This window comes from Domibacillus sp. DTU_2020_1001157_1_SI_ALB_TIR_016 (genome assembly GCF_032341995.1).
Taxonomy (GTDB): Bacteria; Bacillota; Bacilli; order Bacillales; family Domibacillaceae; genus Domibacillus; species Domibacillus indicus_A.
Genome location: NZ_CP135439.1, coordinates 1,810,466 through 1,831,735, shown reverse-complemented (window position 1 = coordinate 1,831,735; position 21,270 = coordinate 1,810,466). Strand labels below are relative to the sequence as shown.

21 protein-coding genes and 2 pseudogenes are annotated in these 21,270 nt (G+C 37.8%); 8 read left to right on the top strand and 15 right to left on the bottom strand.

Going from position 1 to position 21,270, the window contains the following annotated elements:
- Positions 1-251 precede the first annotated feature (251 nt).
- Complete coding sequence (locus RRU94_RS17250; RefSeq protein ID WP_315692098.1) at positions 252-899, top strand: tyrosine-type recombinase/integrase; 648 nt, start codon at positions 252-254, stop codon at positions 897-899.
- 452 nt (positions 900-1,351) lie between these two features.
- Positions 1,352-2,035 (top strand): hypothetical protein, encoded by a 684-nt coding sequence (locus RRU94_RS17245; RefSeq protein WP_315692097.1) that lies wholly within the window; start codon positions 1,352-1,354, stop codon positions 2,033-2,035.
- Positions 2,036-2,140: 105 nt separating this feature from the next.
- Here RRU94_RS17245 and RRU94_RS17240 read toward each other — a convergent pair whose 3' ends face one another.
- The 3 genes from RRU94_RS17240 to RRU94_RS17230 all read right to left on the bottom strand — a co-directional run bounded on the left by RRU94_RS17240 (position 2,141) and on the right by RRU94_RS17230 (position 3,543).
- The gene (locus RRU94_RS17240) at positions 2,141-2,503 is read right to left on the bottom strand and encodes a hypothetical protein (protein ID WP_315692096.1); all 363 of its coding nucleotides are present in this window, start codon (positions 2,501-2,503) and stop codon (positions 2,141-2,143) included.
- 88 nt (positions 2,504-2,591) lie between these two features.
- Positions 2,592-3,023 carry a hypothetical protein gene (locus RRU94_RS17235; RefSeq protein WP_315692095.1) on the bottom strand — a complete coding sequence of 144 codons (432 nt, stop codon included), beginning with the start codon at positions 3,021-3,023 and terminating at the stop codon, positions 2,592-2,594.
- Between the two features lie 25 nt (positions 3,024-3,048).
- Positions 3,049-3,543 carry a DUF3221 domain-containing protein gene (locus tag RRU94_RS17230; protein WP_315696024.1) on the bottom strand — a complete coding sequence of 165 codons (495 nt, stop codon included), beginning with the start codon at positions 3,541-3,543 and terminating at the stop codon, positions 3,049-3,051.
- Positions 3,544-3,886: 343 nt separating this feature from the next.
- Here RRU94_RS17230 and RRU94_RS25735 point away from each other — a divergent pair, with 343 nt between their 5' ends.
- The 3 genes from RRU94_RS25735 (at position 3,887) to RRU94_RS17220 (ending at position 5,212) form a co-directional block, all read left to right on the top strand.
- Positions 3,887-3,967 (top strand): putative holin-like toxin, encoded by an 81-nt coding sequence (locus RRU94_RS25735; RefSeq protein ID WP_369335182.1) that lies wholly within the window; start codon positions 3,887-3,889, stop codon positions 3,965-3,967.
- Between the two features lie 421 nt (positions 3,968-4,388).
- Positions 4,389-4,673 carry a hypothetical protein gene (locus RRU94_RS17225; protein WP_315692094.1) on the top strand — a complete coding sequence of 95 codons (285 nt, stop codon included), beginning with the start codon at positions 4,389-4,391 and terminating at the stop codon, positions 4,671-4,673.
- A gap of 338 nt (positions 4,674-5,011) precedes the next feature.
- Entirely contained in the window at positions 5,012-5,212 is a 201-nt protein-coding gene (locus RRU94_RS17220) for a cold-shock protein (protein WP_315692093.1), read from the top strand.
- Positions 5,213-5,434: 222 nt separating this feature from the next.
- Here the strand turns inward: RRU94_RS17220 and RRU94_RS17215 are convergent, their stop codons facing one another.
- The 10 genes and pseudogenes from RRU94_RS17215 to RRU94_RS17165 all read right to left on the bottom strand — a co-directional run bounded on the left by RRU94_RS17215 (position 5,435) and on the right by RRU94_RS17165 (position 15,174).
- Positions 5,435-6,643 (bottom strand): cytochrome P450, encoded by a 1,209-nt coding sequence (locus tag RRU94_RS17215; protein ID WP_315692092.1) that lies wholly within the window; start codon positions 6,641-6,643, stop codon positions 5,435-5,437.
- Between the two features lie 115 nt (positions 6,644-6,758).
- Positions 6,759-7,355, bottom strand: a pseudogene (locus tag RRU94_RS17210) (radical SAM protein); the annotation flags it as partial.
- A complete protein-coding gene (gene bioD / locus RRU94_RS17205; protein ID WP_315692091.1) occupies positions 7,351-8,055 on the bottom strand; it encodes a dethiobiotin synthase in 705 nt (234 codons plus the stop codon). The gene bioD and the pseudogene RRU94_RS17210, both read right to left, overlap by 5 nt.
- Positions 8,052-9,221: an 8-amino-7-oxononanoate synthase gene (gene bioF, locus RRU94_RS17200; protein ID WP_315692090.1), complete on the bottom strand. Its 1,170-nt coding sequence runs from the start codon at positions 9,219-9,221 to the stop codon at positions 8,052-8,054. The genes bioD and bioF overlap by 4 nt, the downstream gene beginning before the upstream one ends.
- Entirely contained in the window at positions 9,208-10,557 is a 1,350-nt protein-coding gene (bioA, locus tag RRU94_RS17195; RefSeq protein ID WP_315692089.1) for an adenosylmethionine--8-amino-7-oxononanoate transaminase, read from the bottom strand. The genes bioF and bioA overlap by 14 nt, the downstream gene beginning before the upstream one ends.
- Complete coding sequence (gene bioW, locus RRU94_RS17190) at positions 10,547-11,323, bottom strand: 6-carboxyhexanoate--CoA ligase (protein ID WP_315692088.1); 777 nt, start codon at positions 11,321-11,323, stop codon at positions 10,547-10,549. The genes bioA and bioW overlap by 11 nt, the downstream gene beginning before the upstream one ends.
- A 511-nt stretch (positions 11,324-11,834) precedes the next feature.
- A pseudogene (locus RRU94_RS17180) lies at positions 11,835-12,425 on the bottom strand (RsfA family transcriptional regulator).
- Positions 12,426-12,570: 145 nt separating this feature from the next.
- A complete protein-coding gene (locus RRU94_RS17175; RefSeq protein WP_315692085.1) occupies positions 12,571-13,374 on the bottom strand; it encodes a phosphotransferase in 804 nt (267 codons plus the stop codon).
- A 451-nt stretch (positions 13,375-13,825) separates the two neighbouring features.
- Positions 13,826-14,227 (bottom strand): GNAT family N-acetyltransferase, encoded by a 402-nt coding sequence (locus RRU94_RS17170; RefSeq protein WP_315696022.1) that lies wholly within the window; start codon positions 14,225-14,227, stop codon positions 13,826-13,828.
- 203 nt (positions 14,228-14,430) lie between these two features.
- A complete protein-coding gene (locus tag RRU94_RS17165; RefSeq protein WP_315692084.1) occupies positions 14,431-15,174 on the bottom strand; it encodes an amidohydrolase family protein in 744 nt (247 codons plus the stop codon).
- Positions 15,175-15,411: 237 nt separating this feature from the next.
- On the opposite strand from RRU94_RS17165, the gene RRU94_RS17160 reads away from it, so the two are divergent.
- Together RRU94_RS17160 and RRU94_RS17155 are read left to right on the top strand one after the other, a co-directional pair.
- Entirely contained in the window at positions 15,412-16,032 is a 621-nt protein-coding gene (locus RRU94_RS17160; protein ID WP_315692083.1) for an NAD(P)-dependent oxidoreductase, read from the top strand.
- A 513-nt stretch (positions 16,033-16,545) separates the two neighbouring features.
- The gene (locus tag RRU94_RS17155; protein WP_315691542.1) at positions 16,546-17,781 is read left to right on the top strand and encodes an IS110 family RNA-guided transposase; all 1,236 of its coding nucleotides are present in this window, start codon (positions 16,546-16,548) and stop codon (positions 17,779-17,781) included.
- 198 nt (positions 17,782-17,979) lie between these two features.
- On the opposite strand, the gene RRU94_RS17150 is transcribed toward RRU94_RS17155, so the two are convergent.
- The gene (locus tag RRU94_RS17150) at positions 17,980-18,741 is read right to left on the bottom strand and encodes an SDR family oxidoreductase (protein ID WP_315692082.1); all 762 of its coding nucleotides are present in this window, start codon (positions 18,739-18,741) and stop codon (positions 17,980-17,982) included.
- A 271-nt stretch (positions 18,742-19,012) separates the two neighbouring features.
- The gene (locus tag RRU94_RS17145) at positions 19,013-19,864 is read right to left on the bottom strand and encodes a helix-turn-helix transcriptional regulator (protein ID WP_315692081.1); all 852 of its coding nucleotides are present in this window, start codon (positions 19,862-19,864) and stop codon (positions 19,013-19,015) included.
- A gap of 122 nt (positions 19,865-19,986) precedes the next feature.
- Here RRU94_RS17145 and fabF point away from each other — a divergent pair, with 122 nt between their 5' ends.
- Positions 19,987-21,222 carry a beta-ketoacyl-ACP synthase II gene (gene fabF / locus RRU94_RS17140; protein WP_315692080.1) on the top strand — a complete coding sequence of 412 codons (1,236 nt, stop codon included), beginning with the start codon at positions 19,987-19,989 and terminating at the stop codon, positions 21,220-21,222.
- The last annotated feature ends 48 nt before the right edge of the window (positions 21,223-21,270 follow it).

Below are 21,270 nucleotides of genomic sequence, written 5' to 3'. Positions count from 1 at the left end.
ATATTCGTTATTAGAAACTTCCCCTCTTCAAGTTAACTATAATTATTAGGTCTATCCCAATAAGCTTTGCGGTCGTCCCCATAACATTCAGGTACATCCCATAATTTCCGGGTACGTACTGATAACTAACTTTTTTGGAGGTCGTTAAGTATGAACTTCACACAAGCTACCGATACTGGATATGCAAATGACTTAAAGTGTTATGAAGACTTTTTACGTGCCCATACCGGAGATTTATTCAGGACCAGGTATTGAATCATAACGCCAAACCCCGAACCTTGCAGCGCCGCATTTCCTGTTTAAAGTCATTGAGTTCATTTTGTTTAAAAGAACGTTATATGGAATCAGACTTTATGGCGGGCATTCAAGCTCTGAAATCCGATAAAAATCTTCCTGTTTATATGTCTTTGGAAGAACTACAAAAGCTTTTCCGCTTTTTAGAAAAGGATGAGCGACCGCTTGCCTATCGAAATAATGTATTATTTAAGCTGCTGGCTACGTCAGGAATGCGCAGACAGGAGCTTGTGGATTTAACCTGGGAACAAGTGAATTTGGACAATCAGACCATTAGAGTGTTTGGAAAAGGAAAAAAAGAACGCCTCCTCCCTATGCATATGATTGTAGTGCCTTTATTTCATCACTACAAAGAACATTTGGCAGAACATCAATTACATGATACAGAACCCGTGTTTTTAAATAAAAATGAAGAAAAAATGACTCCTCACGGCTTGCACGTCATATTCAAGGATATCTTACTAAAAGCTGGACTGCCGCCGAAACGGTTTTCCCTTCATTATTTTTGCTCAACATTGTTTCTATATAAGTGTTTCTATCGTCCAACTGAAATAGAATGTGTCTTTTCCCTACCTCTTCTTTTGAGGGTATTATACCTGTATTAATTAAATCAGCAAAATAAGTATTCGATTTCATTTTCTAGAATATTGTGGTCGCTTTTAAAATAAGCTATAATAGGGTATAAATAAATCCAACAAGGACTTTCTAGGATTCCTACAATAAGGAGAGAGAATCATGAATATAACGATTTATTATGGGAACCACGAAGATAAAGATATTCACACAATGGATTGTGTTATTGAAATGGATAATGATGAAGAATTAATGATGCTAACAGAAGCACGATAATGACATAAGAGATTTAAAAGGGATGCCTTTCTTAAAGGCGTTCCTTTTTTGTGTTTTCAATAATTTTAGCCGAGGCAGCCTTCCTTCTAAAAAGTGAAGAATTCTTTTCCGTTTATCTATTTACATGGAAAGTGAGTCACGATATAATAGAATAAGAACAAGTGTTTGCTATCACTGGATATGATTATTGATGGAAGGGAATGAGTGGATGTCCATTAGAAAAAGTGCAGGACAACCAAGAAAGAGAAGTCCTATTATCTCCAATACTGGTTTCTTGGGAGCCACTTTTGTCGATACAATTGAAATAGAAGAGAATGCCTATCATTTCCCAAGAGCGTCGTTACAAATCGTTCATCATGTCTTAAATGGATTGTTGCAGGCATCGACAAGCATCTTTAATGAACATGGGATATCGGCACATCTAGCTTGCGTATATTTAAAAAGACAAAAGAAGCTGGGTCTTGTTCTTTCCAAACAGAAATTCACAGAAAAAGAAGGAGAAGCTTACTTTCATAACTACCTACTTGAAAGAAACCTATATGATGGGATTGGCGGTTTTCGAGACGTATATAACACGGGGTTTTTAGGTGCTGTGTTCATTGATTTGTCTAATATTGAACGATTTACATATGAGTTTGAAATGAAGCTGCTTCTCAATTTGATAAAATCCTTTCTTATTCCAGCGAAGGAACTTTTTATTTCCCATAACATCAAAGCGTATATATCCGGTGTAGAAATATCTTCTCAAGATAAAATAGGGTTTGTGCTATCTAAGAAACCATACGATGAAAAGAAAGAAGCAGACCTTTATTTTGCGGAATATTTAAAAGAACGAGGACTTTTTAAGCTAAAGGGTCTTAAAGACATTACCCTCCATTCGTTTGAAGGATGATAACATACAAAAACAAAAGAACTTCATGCACAACAAAGGCATGAGGTTTTATCTAATACCTTACCGGTTTACTCCTTAATAGTACATGTGAAGGTCACATCTTCACTATTCACTTGGCATATAGCCAATTACTTTGTTTGTATTAGCATCGACTAAAATTTTTGGTATACCAACAACTACATTTTCGTTATCTTCAAAGGAAACAGACAATGCTTCTTTTCCTTTATAAGCTTTATCTAACAACTCATAGCCATTGTCGATAACGACCTTTTCTACTTTAGCACTCTGCCAGTTCTCTTTTGTGGTATTATTCCATCCTTTATCTTTAAGGAACCTCCAAGCACTTTCCCTAACTTTAGTATAACTGTCTGCTTCAACATCCTTTTCCATAGCGTGATTATCAGAACAACTGGCTAAAGGTAATAGAAAAAATACTATTGCTGCTAAGTACAGCCTCAATCTTTTCATGGTATTGTATTTCTCCCTTTCTCATCTGAGGCTTAACAACCATATCAATTAAATGAATTTAGATAACTAAAGACAAAAAAGAATTCAGTTATGAGAGAGATTTCTTTTTTAAATAGCTATCAAAAAAGCCATATATTAATCCTGCCAACGCAAACAAAATGATTGAGGTGCTTATGTTCAAATCATATCCTTTTATAAAATAATCATTTTGGTAATCGTACAATTTGTTAAATGCCCAGATTCCACTTAATCCCCCTGCAGCAGCATAAATAATGATTCTCGTTATGAAGGAGCTTAGAAAACTGTTAAGAAAAATAGTTAAAAGCAAAAATGAGACAGGATAAAGAATAAAGACAAATAATACGGTAGAAATGACAAAAGCAAATCCTAAATTACGCAGCCCATAGTATTCTGTGGTGGTTATTTTATTTCCCTCGAATAACTCCAGAAAAAAAGCTGCAAGCGTGAATAAAAACGTAAAATATAACCACGTCATTAAGTATCGTCTAAAGATATTCAAAATGACATCCTCTTTTTATATTCAGTTACTCTTCTTCAATTTTTATCTCTAAGGCAGTTCCACTTAACGGCGACGTAAGAAATATCCAGTCCGTTGTTACCGTCACTTTTTGTCCAATGTGGAGTAATGATTTTGTTTTTTCATCGATTTTAACCAGGCTAATACTATACCCTTCGCTGTCATAATGTTTTCTTAAATATGCTTCTAGCCCTTCATGGTTTTTCCCTACGACTTCTTCTTTTGTAATTTTGTCCATAACCCTTATTGTATCTTCATCTTCCCTAACGATATAACCTTGCACCACAGCATTTCCTTCTTCCAAAAGTTCAATTTCAACTGCTGTTCCCTGCGCAGGATTAGAATACATTAAATCAGAATGATGGGTAACTTGTATTTTTTGACCCGTTTTTAATGCGGAGGTTTTGTTTTTATCAATTGCCGTTATATCAAATATTGTGCCATTCTTCTTATCATCTAGCTCTGAAGAAATCCAGATAGACGTGGGTTTTTTACTTTGAATATATCCGCTGGTTGTAGATAAATCTTCATAAGGAAAACCCTAAGTTAATGTAGATTCGTACACTTTTTTGAGTTCTTTTATTGCCGCTCTTTTCATTTTTACACTCCAGTATATGTTCGGACTAGTGTTAAACTTATACAATAGTTGACCGAATTACTGTTTTTAATGGTCGAAAATAGTCAAACTATGTGTAAAACACGATTGATACGCAAAATTGAGATCATTCGGTAAAAATCCTGCTAATCTCATACTCTCTTGTTGGGTAGGTTATATGATATAATACTAGTAACAGCTACATACAGGATGGGTGGCGGCAATCCCCGGTAGAAGGGGGGTGCAGCCAATGACGACGTTTCAAACACTCTCACTTATGATTATGTTTGCATCTCTTGTTGTTTCGATTATTGTTGCAACAAAAAAATAACCCGTCCTGTGTACAGAGTTCGCGGCTCTATACTGGGTTATTTTTTTGACCTATTCAATTAGCCGCCGACATTCTGTCATGAGCTGTAAAGACGGGGATGTGTCCAGCATCCCTGTTTGTTATTATATCTTCATTATAGAGAAAATATTCAGTATTTGCAAAGTGTAGTCTCGTTAATTATAAAAAAGCTTCATTTATTCTATTGTATCTTAATATGATAAGAGTCGCTCCATCTTGAGGCGAAACACTTTTACTGCCGGTAATACAGCTTATCCAAACTAAAATTAAAAACTAATTTACATTAACCCTTCGTGTTTTTCCCTGTTATTCTTTGAAAGCTAACGAAGCAATAAATAATATGTATATTAACATAAGAGTCTGAGTAAACTAATCTTATTTAAAACTTTAGGAGGCTTCACATATGGAACCTTATAACGAGTTATATAAGATTATTGTCATTGAACATGGAATCGAAGCCGATAAAAAATTTGAATTCAATGGATACTATCTTACGGTAGTCGATTATATTCAAGCTGTTTCAGATCGTGGCGGTCATAAGAAAGTACTGGCTGTTCTAAAGATGATTGATCACTCAAATATTGAAACTTTCGTCAAAGGCGCTATCCATCGAATCATTCAAGAAACGCTTATCGGAAACAAAGATTTCGCAAATTACTATAAGCCGATTATAAAAAAAGTAAGTTAAGCGGTCTGCCATTTAAGCGCCTGCTTTTTTGTTATTAAATTTTCCTAAAACTGAAATTTTAGGAAAAGTATAAAATAAGTACTCCCAAAGCTAAAGCTGCAAATAAATCCATTATAAGTTCTCCCTTTTAACTGTCCAAAATTTTTTATAATATATAGTGTTTATCGGCTTCCTTATGTGGGGATTTTGGATTGTCAACACTAAAATCAGTCACTTACTGTACGGGAGATTTTAGAGGATCGGTTCCTTTATGGGAGTCTTTTTTAATTTGTAAAAGTTTAAAACAATTCAATTTGGGTATAATAAAACGGATTTCAATGTAAGGAGGCACACAAATAATGGAACGTGGAAAAGTTAAGTGGTTTAATGGCGAAAAGGGATTTGGATTTATTGAACGTAACGGCGGAGAAGATGTATTTGTACATTTCTCAGCAATACAAGGTGAAGGTTTCAAGAATCTTGATGAAGGACAAGAAGTGGAATTTGAGGTTGAACAAGGTCAAAGAGGGCCTCAAGCCGTTAATGTTCATAAATTATAATTAGCCGCCAATCAAAACAGACTCTAAATGGGTCTGTTTTTTAACTTCTTATAAAAAAAGTGTGTTGATACCAATTATATATTAATGTAAAGGAAGAAGACCCTATTTTAATCAGCATTTATTAAAACAGGGTCTTCTTCTATTTAATAACGAAGGACTTTAAAGAGTTTGACCGTTTTCTATTCTTTACTATTGTTTATGTCTTTGCCGAAAAGTCGATTTTTAATCAAAAGTCACCGGCAATTCTGCTAGAGACCTAAAGCCAATTAACTGTCGATAGTGTAGGTTAGATGATGACAATTGCAAGTTTGTAGTGTTTTGCACAAGGGCCTGAATCGCAATTTGTGCTTCTGTCCGTGCTAGTGAAGAACCTAAACAAAAATGAACACCATAGCCAAATGCAAGGTGCGGGTTGGGGCTTCTTGTAATATCGAGCATGTGGGCATTCATAAATTTTTTAGAGTCTCGATTAGCCGCTCCTAAAAGAAGATAAACCTGTTCTCCTTTTTGAATGGTAGTTCCCCCTACCGCAATATTTTCTGAGGCAGTGCGAGCTATCAGCTGCGCGGGACTTTCAAAGCGCAGGAATTCCTCTACCGCTGTGTCGATTAAGTATGGATGGCTTCGTAATTTTTTCAGCTGTTCCGGATTCTGCAGCAAGGAAAGGATCGAATTGCTAATCAGGTTCACCGTTGTTTCGTGTCCGGCAATCATAAGTAGTATGCAGGCTGCCAGCAGTTCATCATAGCTTAGTTTATCTCCCTGCTGTTCTTCCTGGATAAGGCGGCTGATCAAATCATCCTGTGGCTCTTCTCTCCGCTTTTCGATTAACTCTTTAAAATATATGATTACTTTTCTGGTTATCTCGGTGCCATTTGCTAATGCTTTTCGAGACCGGGTAAAGTCGATCGTTTGGATAAAGGCAGCTGTCCATTCTTTGAATTTATTCCGATCTTCTGCTGGTACTCCCAGGATTTTAGCAATCACGAGGCTTGCTAATGGAAACGCAAAATCCGATACAACATCCATCTTTTTATTTTCATAAACCTGGGCAAGCAAATCGTTCACCGTTTCTTGTATAAACGGCCGGCTGCATTCCACCGTGTTTGGCGTAAATACTTGGCTGACAAGCAGGCGCAGACGCTTGTGATCCGGCTGGTTTTTAAACAGCATCATACCGCTTTGGATATTTTTAAGCTGTTCATATTTTTTAGATGCTTCTGGAAGCGGGATACGGCTTTGGAACCGGGTGTCTTTTAACACTGCCAATACTTCTTCATAACCGGTTACAAACCAGCCGTGATATTTTAATAAGCTTCCTTTATAAACAGGATGAATGGAACGAAGCGTTTCATAAAAAGGATATGGGTTTTGTAAGAATTCCTGGGAAGCAACGTACAATGGCGGTATATCGTGCAAGTTGGTTGTCATGTTATTCCTCCAAATATAATTCTTTTATACAGGAAATTTTCATAGCTTTAATTGAATGAAAAAGTAATAGCGGGAGAAAAAGCAACCGTTGGTGTACCGATTGCTTTTTCTGCTTTTATTTTCCGGCTGCCAGGCTGTCTTTCATTTCTTGTACAGATTCTACTTCAAATTCCAGATCCGACCGCATTTATGATCTTCGGTTTCTTCCTGCCCAGCCGTTATTAAGTAATCATCGACAAAAATAGAATTAGCGGCATACAATCCCAACGGCTGTAAAGAACGAAGATTCACTTCACGTCTGCCGGAAATATGGATCTCTTTCGTCGGATTGATAAATCGGAACAATGCCAGTACTTTTAAACAAGCATCTAGTGCTTTTAATCTGTTAGCCATATCGACTACATCTTGTTTGCATATCGACTACATCTTGTTTGGTTTCTTTCATGCCGATAATAACGCCTGAGCAAGGGGACATTCCGGATTCTTTAGCCATTTCAACGGTATTTACCCGGTCATCATATGTATGGGATGTCGTGATATTGGCATGGTTGCTTTTCGATGTATTGATGTTATGATTATACCGGTCTACGCCGGCTTCCTTTAAACGCACAGCCTGCTCCGGCTTTAACAATCCAAGGCACGCGCAAACCTTTAGCCCGTATGTATTTTTGATTTCTTTCACTGCTTCAACTACTTGATCTACTTCTTTATTTTACGCCCTCCATTTGATGTAAAATCAGTTCTGTATTTAAATATTTTTGTGCCATATCTTCAATACTTTCTTTTGAGATTTCGTGAAGCTTAGGTGTCATGCCTAAAATCGGCACCCCGCAAAGCTGCTTCATGGATTCGGGATTGGTTTGTTCATCTAAGCCTGGATTTTCACTGATTCCGTTAATAATAATGCCGGCAATTTTCAGCCCTTTGCTTTTGGCATAATGAACGGTTAGAAATGTGTGATTCAGTGTACCGAGATTAGGCCGGGCTACGATGATGATGGGAAGGTCAAGTGCTTTAATCATATCGCTGACCAGAAAATCTTCGCCGAGCTGTACTGAAATACCGCCGGCTCCTTCAACAATAAAAGAGGTATGTTTTTGCTTGATTCGTGACCAGTGGCTGAGCATGTCGTCTAATTCCACTGTTTCGCCTTCCAGCTTGCTGGCTGTATATGGGGCAAGCGGCTCTTTAAATGCAAAAGGCGTAATCTCTTCATGGGATAAAGGCGTTTCAGACATTTTCTTCAGCCAGCTTGTATCGCTGTCCGGATGCTCACGCTCTATTCCGCTTAAAAACGGCTTAAATACTCCTACATCTCCGACTTCTTTTCTTAAAAGCGCTGCTAAGCTGCAGGAAACAACCGTCTTTCCTACCTCCGTATCCGTACCGGTTATAAAAAATCCATTTTTCAAATGATCTTCAGCTCTTTTCCAATTAAATTAAAGGACGCCAATATATATTGAATTTCTTTTTCCGTGTGATCCGCTGTAACCGTCAGCCGAATTCTGCTTTCGCCTTCTGGCACAGTCGGCGGCCGAATGGCAGGCGCATAAATGCCTTGTTCCTGTAGTTTTTGGGAAAACAGCACGGCTTTTTCTGCCTGGCCGATCATAACAGGAATAATGGGCGTGAAATCTCCTTTGACAAAGTAGCCCATTTTGGTTAATCCCGTTTTTATTTTGGTTATATATGCAGATAATCGTATTCGTTTCTTTTCACTTTGTTCAATGATTTCAAGAGCAGCAAACGAAGCGGCACAGCTGGCAGGTGCCATGGCCGTTTGGAAAATAAACGTCCGGGCATGATTGCGTAAAAAATCAATGAGCATTTGAGAACCGGCAGCAAATCCTCCTTCTGTCCCCGCTGCCTTGCTTAATGTGCCAATCACAACATCAGGGTGCACGCCGAAATGTTCACTCGTTCCCCGCCCGTATTTCCCTAACACACCTGTTGCATGGGCGTCATCTACAATGACGTAAGCATGATAGCGCTTAGCCAAGCGCATAAGCTCTGGCAATGGCGTGATGGTTCCGTCCATGCTAAACACCCCATCTGTTACAATAAACCGACGTGCATGCTGCTGTGTTTCTTGAAGCCTGCTTTCCAGGTCGTGCATATTAACGTGCTCGTAAATGACCGTTTTTGCTTTTGACAGCCGGCACCCATCAATAATGCTGGCATGGTTGAAGCGGTCACTTAAAATAACGTCTCCTTTCTCAGGAAGTGATGACAGCACACCAATGTTTGCTAAATAGCCGCTTGAAAACAGCAGAGCTGCTTCGGTGTACTTAAAATGGGCCAGCTTTTTTTCCAGTTTTTCATGCCATTCCGTATTGCCTGTGGTTAACCGTGATCCGCTGCTTCCTGAACCAAATGTCGTCAGGGCTGATTGAGCAGCAACGATAAGCCGTTCGTCAGCAGCCAGTCCCAAATAATTATTGGACGAACAAACAATCTGTTCTTCACCGTCAATGACCATCTCGGTGTGCGGAGCCCCCTGCATGGTCCGTAATGTCCGATACAGACCCGCTTTTCTTGTTTGCAAAAGACGCCCGCTGAGCCAGTCATCGAATTGCAACGTTAGTTACCTCCATAATGGCTTGTTTCATAATCGCAATCATCGCCTGCAGATCTTCTTTGGTGCTCACAAGCGGCGGCATAAATACAATGACATCACCAAGCGGCCGCGTCAGCATGCCAAGCTCCCTCATTTTCAAAGAAACATGATAACCGATTCGCCCATTTGCCGGGAATGGCTGTTTTGTTTGTTTGGATTGAACAAGCTCGATGCCACACATAAACCCGAGCTGCCGGATGTCTCCCACGCATGGCAGTTCATTTAGCTCGCTGAGAAGCTGGTTTAGTTCCGAACTTTTTTCTGAAACTGTATGTACAATGTTTTCCAGTTCAAACAAACGCAGGTTTTCAATCGCCACTGCGCAGCCAAGCTGGTTTCCAGTATAGGAATGACCATGAAAAAAAGTTTTCAATTTTGTGTAATCATCATAAAATGCTTCGTAAATTTGTTCTGTCGCAAATGTTACTGCGATGGGCAAATATCCTCCCGTAATACCTTTACCGGCCGCCATCAAGTCCGGCTGTACGCCTTCATGTTCACAGGCAAACATTTTCCCAGTGCGTCCAAAGCCGGTTGCTACTTCATCTACAATCATTAATACATCATACTGTGTGCAGAGACGGCGTACGCCTGACAAAAATCCTTCCGGCATTACAATCATGCCTGCCGCACCTTGAACCATTGATTCAATGGAAAGAGCAGCAATCTCATTGTGGTGTTCTGCCAGCAGCTGTTCGAGCTCCCTGAGGCATTCATCACGGCAGGTGGCTGGATCACTGCTTTTCGAACGGTACACGTACGGAATCGGTGCCTTAAAACTGTCAAACATTAGTGGTCCGTATACATGGTGAAACAGCTCTATCGAACCGACACTGACAGCGCCAATGGTATCGCCATGATAGCCATTTCTCATAGATACAAATTTTTGTTTTCCTGGCTTGCCGATGTTTTGCCAGTATTGAAACGCCATCTTCAGCGCAATTTCCATAGCTTCTGCCCCGCTGTCTGAATAAAAAACACGCGTTAGCTTTTCCGGACTGATGCCAACAAGCTTTTCAGCAAGCTCTGTTGCCGGAACATTGGTCATGCCAAGCAATGTAGAGTGGGCAATTTTATCAAGCTGTTGTTTAATAGCGTTATCCAATTCTTTTTTGCGGTGTCCGTGGACATTGAGCCAGACGGAAGAAAATCCATCGTAATATTCTTTTCCATGAATATCTTTTACTTTAATGCCTTCCCCTCTTTCAACAATAAAGGGCTGTTCATCATAATCTTTCATTTGTGTAAAAGGAAGCCAAAGATACTTTTTGCTTTTTTCAATTAGTTCATGCGTCATTGTGTTCCTCCCACTGCACCAAAACAGGCTGTGTTTTCAAGTAACCTATGTAATCTGTTATATCTTCCAAGCTATTTACAAAAAAAATGCGGCAGCCCCGTTCATCACCGTATTCTTTTAAATTTGTAATGCGCTGATAGCCGATTTGTTTGCCGGCTACATATCCGGTGACGTAATCAGGATCGTCGGACCAGCATAGTTCTGCTACTGCAGCCGGGTGCCCGCTTACTTTTACGGCAAGTGTCATGGCTTCTTTTACTCGAGCGCTTGGAGCCATTTGGCTAAATTGAGTCCATTTCTTGAAATTTTCCTCGGGCCAATCCATTCTAGACACCCGAATGCCTTTTTCGGTTGCTTCATCCAGTCGGTTTCCTGAATGAATATCCACCAGCATTGCGCCACTAAGTCCAGAATATTTCGTGAGAAGCTGGTAAGCTTTTTGAATAGTTTGCGGTGGAATACCTGCTTTTTCTAGCAGCTGCCGGGCCAACTGCTGCCCTTGTTCAGTAGAATGAACCGTGTTAGTGGTAACCGGCAGAGGGTTAAGATGTTGAACCAGATCGTCTACGCGCTCAAATTGAATCTGCATAAAATCCGGTTTTCCTCTGGAGTGGGATAAGCTTTTAGCCAGCAGAGCGTCAACTGCTTGTTTAATATCGCTGTATGTAACCAGCTGTTCACCACCCGATATGTGCTGGCCACCTTTTTCATGAGATTGATTCTTGGACGCTCTCATTCTGACGCTATAATACTTTTTTTCTTGCATGCTTTTTACCAAGCCTCCATATCAAGATTTAACGTAGCCAGTCGAATCATGACTATTACTTTGAAAGTAATGCTGGCTCATTGTTAACTAATTTATATAAATAGTTAACAATTAAAATGTTATCCCGTTTAGATAATTCTGTCAATAAGAAATCAAAATTCAACAACATCTTGCTGCTGCTAAATTGGTAAATACCTTTAGATTCATTCACTTAATTAACACTATTAATAAACAATAAAGGTCTTTATATAAAGACTTTAAAGTGAAATACTTTTGTATTTTTATATATAGAAATGTTATTTAGAAAAGATAATTCACTTAAGCGGGGACTTGTAAACATTACGCCTCTATCCTATTTTGTTTAGAAGAGAAGAAGGTAAATAACCTGCTTAAGGGGCGTCTTTATATTGGTAAAAGTTTTTGGTGACCATTAGCAATTCTCTGAGTTTGTCTGTTTTATATATCAGAGGTATAAGTAATACAAAAAAGCACAGCTGATACGCTGTGCTTTTTACTCTGCTATTTTTTCTAAATCCTTATCGCTCTCTAGCTGCATGGAAGGCTTTTGAGCCGCTCCATCTCCAAATACGACCATCTTTCTGGCCCTGTCCATAATATTTACTAAATCCTCATAGTCTTGCTGCATGGTGAGTGCCCTTTTCTCAAGCTTCTCATATCTTGTTTCTATAGCTGCTTTCTCTTATTTTGCCGTTTCAAGTTCTCTTCGAAGGCTTTCGTAATCTGCCTCAGAAGCATTTATATTTTGTAGAAAATTAATGATTTGTCCCATCGTAAGAGTATTAGAGTCTGGAATTTCTACTGTATCTTGGCCTGCAGGATTATTGTCTGAAACAACATGAAGCCCCGAAACCTTTTCTTTCTTTTGGACATTACGAAAATGTTGTTTTCTTTGTTTGCGTGCCAGACTTAATGCTTTTTCGTACTGCTGCCTAATCACAGCATTCCAGCCGAACCCGCATGCTGCTCCTGTTCTATTAAGAGTATTTCCCACTTCTTCAAATGCTTTAAGCTGGGTACTTCCCTCTCTCACATGACGCAATACGGTCTCATTTTCCCATTCATCTGTCCAAGAATCAATAATAGAAGCCCTCTCTTTTAACGTTTTATTATTAAAAATTCGCCTTTCTTCTTCAACTATCCTTCCCCGTTTGTTCAATAAGAAAAGGAGGTGCTGCAGCTACCTCCATTGTTAAGCTAAAGCCCCATTTGTTCAACAAAACCTATCCTTAAATCCACTCTTTTCCATGTTCACGAATGAATTTAATTTCGTTCTGGTAATGTTCAGGATGTCCTTCATCTATCATTTTCTGAAAAGCCGAATCCCCTTCATTCGCTTTCCTTATTATCGTCTTACACATCCCTTCTAATCGCAACAGTACTATTTCTAAAAAATTCTGTGGTATTTCCTCACCGTAGGATTCAAAAAACAATGTTAATCTCTTTTTTATGAGACTGGAATGTAGTGAAGGATCATAGGGGACATAGTGGACCTCCTGCTCTGTTTCAGCAGGATAAAACCTGCTTAATGGCAAGCATGTATACAGCGTATAGGCTATATCCCATATTTTCGGACCAGGTCCAGCAACATCAAAGTCAATGATGCCCACCGGTTTTTCATGGTTAAAAATAATGTTGTATATAGCAAAGTCATTATGGCATAATACCTCTGCTTTTTGCGGAGTATTATCGATTGGTTTAAACTCATCTAATAATGGAAAATCACTTACAGCCTCATGATAAAGACGGAGCATCTTCGCTATTTCTTTTAAAACATCATTTGACAACATATATCTTTTTAAAGGATAATTACCTGCTTCTCCTTCAATAAATGATAATATCTCTCTTCCTTTTGAATCAATACCTAAAAACTTAGGTGAACAATTGAAACCTTTGTTCTCCAAATGCTTTAATAATTTATGAATTTTGGGACTGTCTTCCTTTAAGTCTCGTCGAACAGTATCTCCCGATCGATATACGTTTGAGACATTCCCTCCTGTTAGCATTTCTTCGTTTTCGTTCTGACTTTTCATTAAATCCCCCCCAATTTAGGGACGCTATGATTGTGTCAATAGAGATGTGTTTTTACCCATAAATAAAAGCAGATATACAATAGTATCTGCTTGACAATGGGAAATTAATTATCCACACCACGCATCCCCTAAATGATTTTAATTCAAATAAATAGACATACTACTCCCATAAAAAATTATGGAAAAAGTAACTATTTATTTTTATTAATTATTCATCATAGGGTTTGCCACATGTAGAATCTTAATTCCCCTTCCATTATATCTCTATCTTAATCATACATGCGTTATTAGTAATAGACAATAACCTTTATTAGAGTATTAGGAATTTTCCGAATAATAATCTTCTATCTTCTTCAACTATCCTGCTTCGTTAGCTGAATAAGAACAGGCTGCCGAAATGACAGCCGAGATATTAAACAAAAGCACCCCGTTAGCTCAATAACCATTCCTTCTAAAGGTGTAATTTCAATCCCTCATGCGATACCTTAAAACCTAACTTTTCATAGAAATGAAGTGCTTCGGGTCTCTTTTTATCTGTTGTTAGTTGAACCATATGACACCCGCGCTCTTTGGCACGTTGAATTGCCCATCGAATTAACATAGACCCTATACCTTTCCCACGTTCTAAAGATGCAGTACGAACACCTTCAATTGTGGCTCTCCATCCTCCTTGATGAGTAATGTATGGAGTAAATGTAATCTGTTGAACACCTACTATCTCTTCACCACAACAAGCCACAATCAATTCATTGTTTGGGTCAGAGTTAATAGATTGAAATGCTTTTATATAACTTTCTGGCAAAGGTTGTTTATAAAGCTCTCTTTTGTTTCCTAAAACGTCATCTGAAAGCATATACACAATCCTGTCGAGGTCTTGTATTGTTGCTTCTCTAAATGTAACTTGATTTGTATTCAATAAAATTCCCCCTCCAATGTAACCATAATAAGTTTTTGTTCCATTAGATGACGGCCGAGATATTAAACAAAAGCCCCGTTAGTCTAAGTGTGCACACTCAAACACTGCAGTATTTCATTCTTAATCTAATGGGGACCGAATTACTTGAAATACCATTTTAAAGCGTTTGTATATAAGATTTTATCAGCAGCTTTTTCATCAAATAGATGCTGAATCAATTCAATATCTTCGTATTCAAAAGGTCTTTTCGCTCTTGTTGATGGCAAATCTGTGCCAAACATAAGTGCATCAGGATTTGTTTCATATATGGATTTTAAAGCGTTTTCAACATTTAGTTCCACACGCCCAAAACCTGTTGCTTTTACGTGTATACCTTTATCAACTAATTTTAACAAATGCATTAGGCCTTCTTCAGACAAACCTAAGTGGTCAATTGAAATAGCAGGTAATTTTTCAATAGTCGATGCAATTTCAGGTAACTCTTTTGCATCAATATAAAGTTCACTATGCCACCCAGCCAAATCATAAACTCTTCTTGCAAAGTAATCGAGCTTTGATAAATCTTCTGAACCGCCTCGTTTTATATTAAATCGTAATGCTCTTACCCCATTGTTATGTAAGCTTACAATTTCATCATCCGTCATAGTAAAGGGCAATTGTGTAACGCCGCAAAATGATGGACCCATTTGTTTAAGCGCCTTCAATAAGTATTCTTGGTCAAATCCTTGAAAAGACCCAGACACAATCGCTCCACCTAATACATTCAAATTAGCAGTTTCATTTTGATAATCTGTTACAACATAGCTCGGTGGTGTATACCCCTGGTTTTCGATAATTGGAAAATCAAAATCAATAATGTGGAAATGTGCATCAAAAATTCTCATTATCATTCCCCTTTCTTTTCTTTAACATATCAAACATGATACATAAGAGGAATTATGAATTATTGATAAAAAGTCATAACTGTATCTTATTGATTTAAATTGCCTTGTTAGCTGAATAAGAAAAGGGTGCCGAAATGACAACGGAGATATTAAACAAAAGCACCACGTTAGTTGAACAAGACAATAAAATAATTTTCATAGTAAAATATTAGTATTTACAAAAGGAGCCTCATTCTTATGAATATTTTAATTTTAGGTGCAACTGGACGAGTTGGAAGTCAAATAGTGACTTATGCTCTTCATGACAGACATCATGTTACTGTATTAGTTCGCACTCCAGAGAAGTTTCAAATAAATAATGAAGATTTAACCATTATTCAAGGGAATGTTTTAAATAAAGATGATATAGTACGTGCAATACATGGGATTGATGTAGTTATTAGTGCACTGAATACTGATGGCACAACCACTCTATCAGAAAGTATGCCACTTATTATCGAAGCAATGGAAAACGAAGGTATAAAACGAATAATAACAATAGGAACTGCGGGTATTCTGCAAAGTAGAACCACGCCAAATTCTCTGCGTTATCAATCAAGTGAATCAAAGCAGAAGTCAACCCGTGCAGCGAAAGAACATCATAAAGTTTACGATATGCTCAAACAATCAACCCTCGAATGGACGATTGTCTGCCCTACGTACTTGCCGGATGGAGAAAGGGTAGGCAAATATCGAATAGACCGAAATTTTTTGCCGGAGGGTGGAGCTGAAATATCCGTACCGGATACAGCAGAATTTACATTTAAACAGATAAAAGCAAGCGATTATATAAAATCACGGGTAGGTATCGCCTACTAATAATATTCTTATACTACTTTCATATTGGATTAACCCGTTTTGTTGAAAAAGAAAATGGATGCGGCAACAATCCCCACTCTTTAACTAAAGCTCCCTTTCTAGAATATCTATATATGAATTAGAGTCTAAAAATCACAAGGATTAATAAGTAAAGGAGATGTTGTAAAATTAACATCTCTTTTTTTACTAAACTGCTTCATTTGTTCAATTAGAAAAGGAGGTGCCGCAGCTACCTCCTTTGTTAAACTAAAGCCCCCGTTCGTATTATAAGGTCAGCCAGAAAAGAAAATATTTCTGGTTGACCATTTTTTATATGGTTTTATGATAACGGTAGCCGGGGTAGAACGTAAGCCCCCGTGGGACTTGAGATCCCGTCAAGTAAACAGTTCGCCCCCTACTTGCTTAAACATGTTTTGGCTGGTTGGGACCAAGATCTCGTATAACAAGCGAAGCTATGACACTGCAAGAAGGATTAGGGGTTACCGGCAATATTCGTATTGGAGGAGATAAAGAATGGATCCAGTGGTTGGTCTGGATATAGCCAAAGGTGAAAGTCAAGTTCAAGCGTTCTTGGAAAAAAAGAAGCCTTACAAAGGCAGTTTTAAAGTGGCACATACCCTTGAAGGACTAGAGAGCTTACACCAATACCTAAGAGAAATCGAAGACTTAACAGGAATTCGACCTCCGGTCGTTTTAGAGTCTACTGGGCATTATCATACACCCGTTGTTCAGTATTTCGAGGAAAAAGGTTATTTATTAATTATCATTAACCCACTCATCTCTTATCGAGCAAAGAGCTCTTCTTTACGCAAAGTAAAGACGGATGTACTTGATGCTTATCATCTTTGTGAGCTGTATTATAAAGAGGATTTGGAGCCTCATAAAAAACGAGGAATCCAACTCTTAAATCTTCGTAATCTTACAAGACAACACGCAAATATAACAGGCATTTATGTACAAACAAAACTTCAATTTCAAGCAGTGCTCGACCAGGTATTCCCCGAGTATCGAGGCGTTTTTGGGGATTTATATTCAGGTGTTTCTTTACTAACTCTATTGGAATATCCTACATCGGAAGATGTTTTGGCAGCTGATGAAGCAGTGTTAACCAATAAAATCGATGAATTATGTAAAAGCCGTTCTAAGAATTGGGCAAATACTCAGGCAAAGAAGCTGATAGAAGCAGCAACTAGAAATCCCTTTCAGAAAAACCTGTATCAAAGCCATATCCTCAGCATCGAAATGTACATCAAAATGCTTATAGAGTACCAAAAGCATCTATCTAAGCTTGAAGATGAGATAGATGCTTTGGCAAAAGAAATGGAAGAATATAAGATTATCCAATCAATCCCTGGTATCGGAGAAAAAATCGCGGCAACGATTATTTCTGAAATTGGTGAGATTGATCGGTTTAATCACCCTAAAAAGCTTGTAGCATTCGCTGGAATCGATCCCAGTATCTATGAGTCTGGTCGATTTAAAGGCACTGTAAACCGGATTACGAAAAGAGGTTCAAGTAGATTACGTCATGCCTTGTATATGGCCGTTCGATGTGCCATCCGTGATTGTCGTAAAAAGAAAACAACGAATGAAATCATCCCGAGAAATAAGAAACTGCGTGAGTTCTATGATAAAAAACGGGAAGAAGGAAAGCCTTATAAAGTAGCTGTAATCGCATGTGCCAATAAGCTCTTACAGTGGATATATGCCCTTTTAAAAAGCTATTCCACATTCCAAGATATAGCTTAAATAAGAAATAAAACAAAACCATACAAAACCTTCCAATTGTTTGAATTAGGAAGGTTATTTGGCATGGCTATTTTTAGTATAGCATGAACAATTTCAAGTTTTTATTGAAAAATGTTGACAAACTATTAGCTGGTTTATTTATGTACATTTCTTCACAATTTTTAAGAAAGCCTCAACAATCTCACACATAAAATATCCTCACTCTATCTTATTACTTAAATATTCTTCAAATGTAATTTTTCCTGCTTTTTGAATAGTATTGGTATTTTTTCCATCGAAGAAAGATCTATATAGTTTTCCTGGTAAGGAAATGCTTAAAATTTTATTTGTTTCATTATTTACTTTGATTTTGAGTTCAGCCATTTCTCTTAATGTCATTATATCCGGGCCGCCAAAATCATTCGCTCTTCCTTGTGGACCTTTATCGACTAAACTTATTAAATGACTGGCAAATTCACTTACATCGACACTTTGACATTTAATGTTTCCAGGGACAATATATCTTTTAAAGAAAGGTTTTGATAAAAATAAATTTTCAACAAAGTGATGGAACTGAGTCGCACGTACAATTGTATAAGGGATAGAACTATTCTTTAATAAACCTTCTGCTTCATATTTTAGCTTATAATAATTGAATGGTATTTCATCTATGCCAACAATTGATGGGTAAATAAAATGTTTTATGTGTGGACTCTTTCTTAAAAATTCCTCAAAACCTGAAACCTCAACGTTTTTTGAATTTTTAATCGGGCTTGTTGCTGCGTGAATAATGACATCTACATCATTTACTGCTTCTTCTATACCTTCACAAGACAATAAATCGCTATAAACCCACTCGAAATGTCCTGTTTCTTCAGGTTTTCTTCTCGAAGTTATTTTAACTTTATAATCAGAATCCTTAAGTTGATTTAGCAAAGCTGAACCCAGTTGTCCTGTTGCACCTGTAACTAATATCCTCAATTACAACACCCCTGTTTTCTGGATTATCATTGTATTGTAATATTCAGATGTCAGGATCTTTATTCAGTTAATCTGCTCCTTTAATTCAATAAAAAAAGAGATGCCGCAGCACCTTCCGTTCTTAAACATAAGCCTCCGTTAGTTTAAGTGATAATCTTTACAATCTTTTTTATCTTAAAAAAATCTAATCCCTTAATGTGAAGGGGAATATCAAAAAGACGCCTTCCTACTAAAGAGAAGCTCCATAAAATGGAATGACGAAATTACTTTATTAATTTTCAACCGAAACCCTCTTCATTAATCGCTTTAATTTATTTTCTGTATCTGTTTCCTCTACTGGTGTATAGATACTGCATCGTAAATCCATATCACCTTGAACTTGAAGAGAAGTTAAATTAAACAGCATTTTACCTGCTTTAGCATGTCTAAATTCAATTATCATTTCTGGAGCCTTACTTACTTGACTTTCTTGCCATAAATCTTGAAATTCTGGATGTGAATGACTCATTTCTTTTATAAATTGGTTGTACCACTCATCGCCTAAATAGTGACCATAATAGGTACGGAAAATGGCAAGAAAACCTTTCACAAAGTGTTCCCAATTGGCGGCTAAAGCTTTTAATTCTTTTCTGGTGAAAACTAAACGAATCAAATTTCTTTGATCATTCGGTATTTGGTCAAAATCTAAAAAAATATGAGCAGCTGCAGGATTCCAGCCTACAATATGGCAATGTCGGTCCGTAATGATGGTAGGACAATATGTTAATTCAGCTAGTATTCGTTTTAAAGAAGGGCTAAGCTCTGCTTGATCCTTTTTTGGATTATCAATTTCCGTTTTTGTTTCTAATGCCAGGTCATATAAATAGTCTCTTTCATCATTATTTAATTGCAACGCTGTAGAAATACAATCAAGTACGATAGAAGAAACTTTTATATCTCTTCCTTGCTCTAGCCATGTGTACCAAGTGGTACTTACACCTGCTAAATGTGCAACCTCTTCTCTTCGTAGCCCAGGTGTCCTTCTCCGGGTTCCGGCAGGCAAACCAATTGACTCTGGCTTGATTTGGGCACGCTTAGCTTTTAAGAATGTCGACAAAGCCTCAAGCCTAGTTTTATCATTCATTTTTAAAACTCCTCATCAAACTAATTTTCCCTAGTGGAATTTATACCAGGATAAATAACCACTTGTAATAGGATAAAAAGGCTATAAAATACAATTATATTATTGATTTGGAGTGATGAAAAGTGGAAAGAGTTGTGATTACCGGTATGGGGGTAGTGTCTCCTATAGGGAACAATCTCAAAACATTTTGGAACAATCTAGTTAACGGCAAGTCTGGTATATCTCTTATTGATACATTTGATATTACTAATCATAAGTCAAAAATTGCAGGTATCGTCCAAGATTTTAACGCAGATGAAATTTTAGGAAAAAACGAAGCAAGACGTTTAGATCGCTTTTCTCAATTTGCTTTGGCTGCAGCTGAACAAGCATGGGCAGATTCTGAGTTAGACCTTGATCATATTGATGTAGAAAGGTTAGGCGTATACGTAGGTTCAGGTATAGGGGGAATTGAAACCTTAATTGAAAATATTGATGCGCTTAGGCAGAAGGGGCCAAGAAGAGTCAGCCCAACTCTGGTACCAGCCATGATTTCTAATGCTGCTGCAGCACAAATTAGTATCAAGTGGAACGCGATGGGACCTTCTATGTCGCCTGTTTCTGCATGTGCAATCGGAAATACAGCTATCGGAGAGGCCTTTAGACTAATTCGTTCTGGAGAAGTTGATGTTGTGTTTGCGGGCGGAACAGAGGCAGCTATAACAGACTTATCAATAGCAAGCTTTGGTAATGCTACAGCATTATCAACCAGAAACGATAATCCCACTAAAGCTAGTCGTCCATTTGATGAAAATCGGGATGGATTTGTGATGTCAGAAGGAGCTGGAATTCTAATCTTAGAATCTTTATCTCATGCTTTACGTAGAGAGGCAAAGATTTATGCAGAAGTTATTGGATATGGTGCAAGTTCAGACGCACACCATATCGTAGCCACACATCCAGAAGGTAAAGGGGCATATCTTGCAATGAAATCAGCTTTAAAAAATGCCAATATATCGCCTGAAGAAATTGATGTTATTAGCGCCCATGCAACAAGTACAAAAGTGGGAGACATCTCCGAAACGATGGCTATTAAGCAGCTGTTTGGAAAACAGGCTTATCAAATTCCAGTAACAGCTAATAAATCTATGTTTGGTCACATGTTAGGGGCAGCTGGTGGTGTTGAAGCCATTGCTTTGGCGATGAGCATAAAGGAAGGAATAGTTCCTCCAACAATTAACTTAGAAAATCCTGATCCATTATGCGATCTTGATTATGTACCATATGTTGCTCGCCAAGTGAAAATAAATACAGGTCTGTCTAACTCATTCGGATTTGGAGGTCATAATGCGGCAATTGTTTTAAGGAAATACGAGTGAATAAACTTTCTCTCGTATTTCTAACCGTTTCTTAAGGAAACGGTTAGA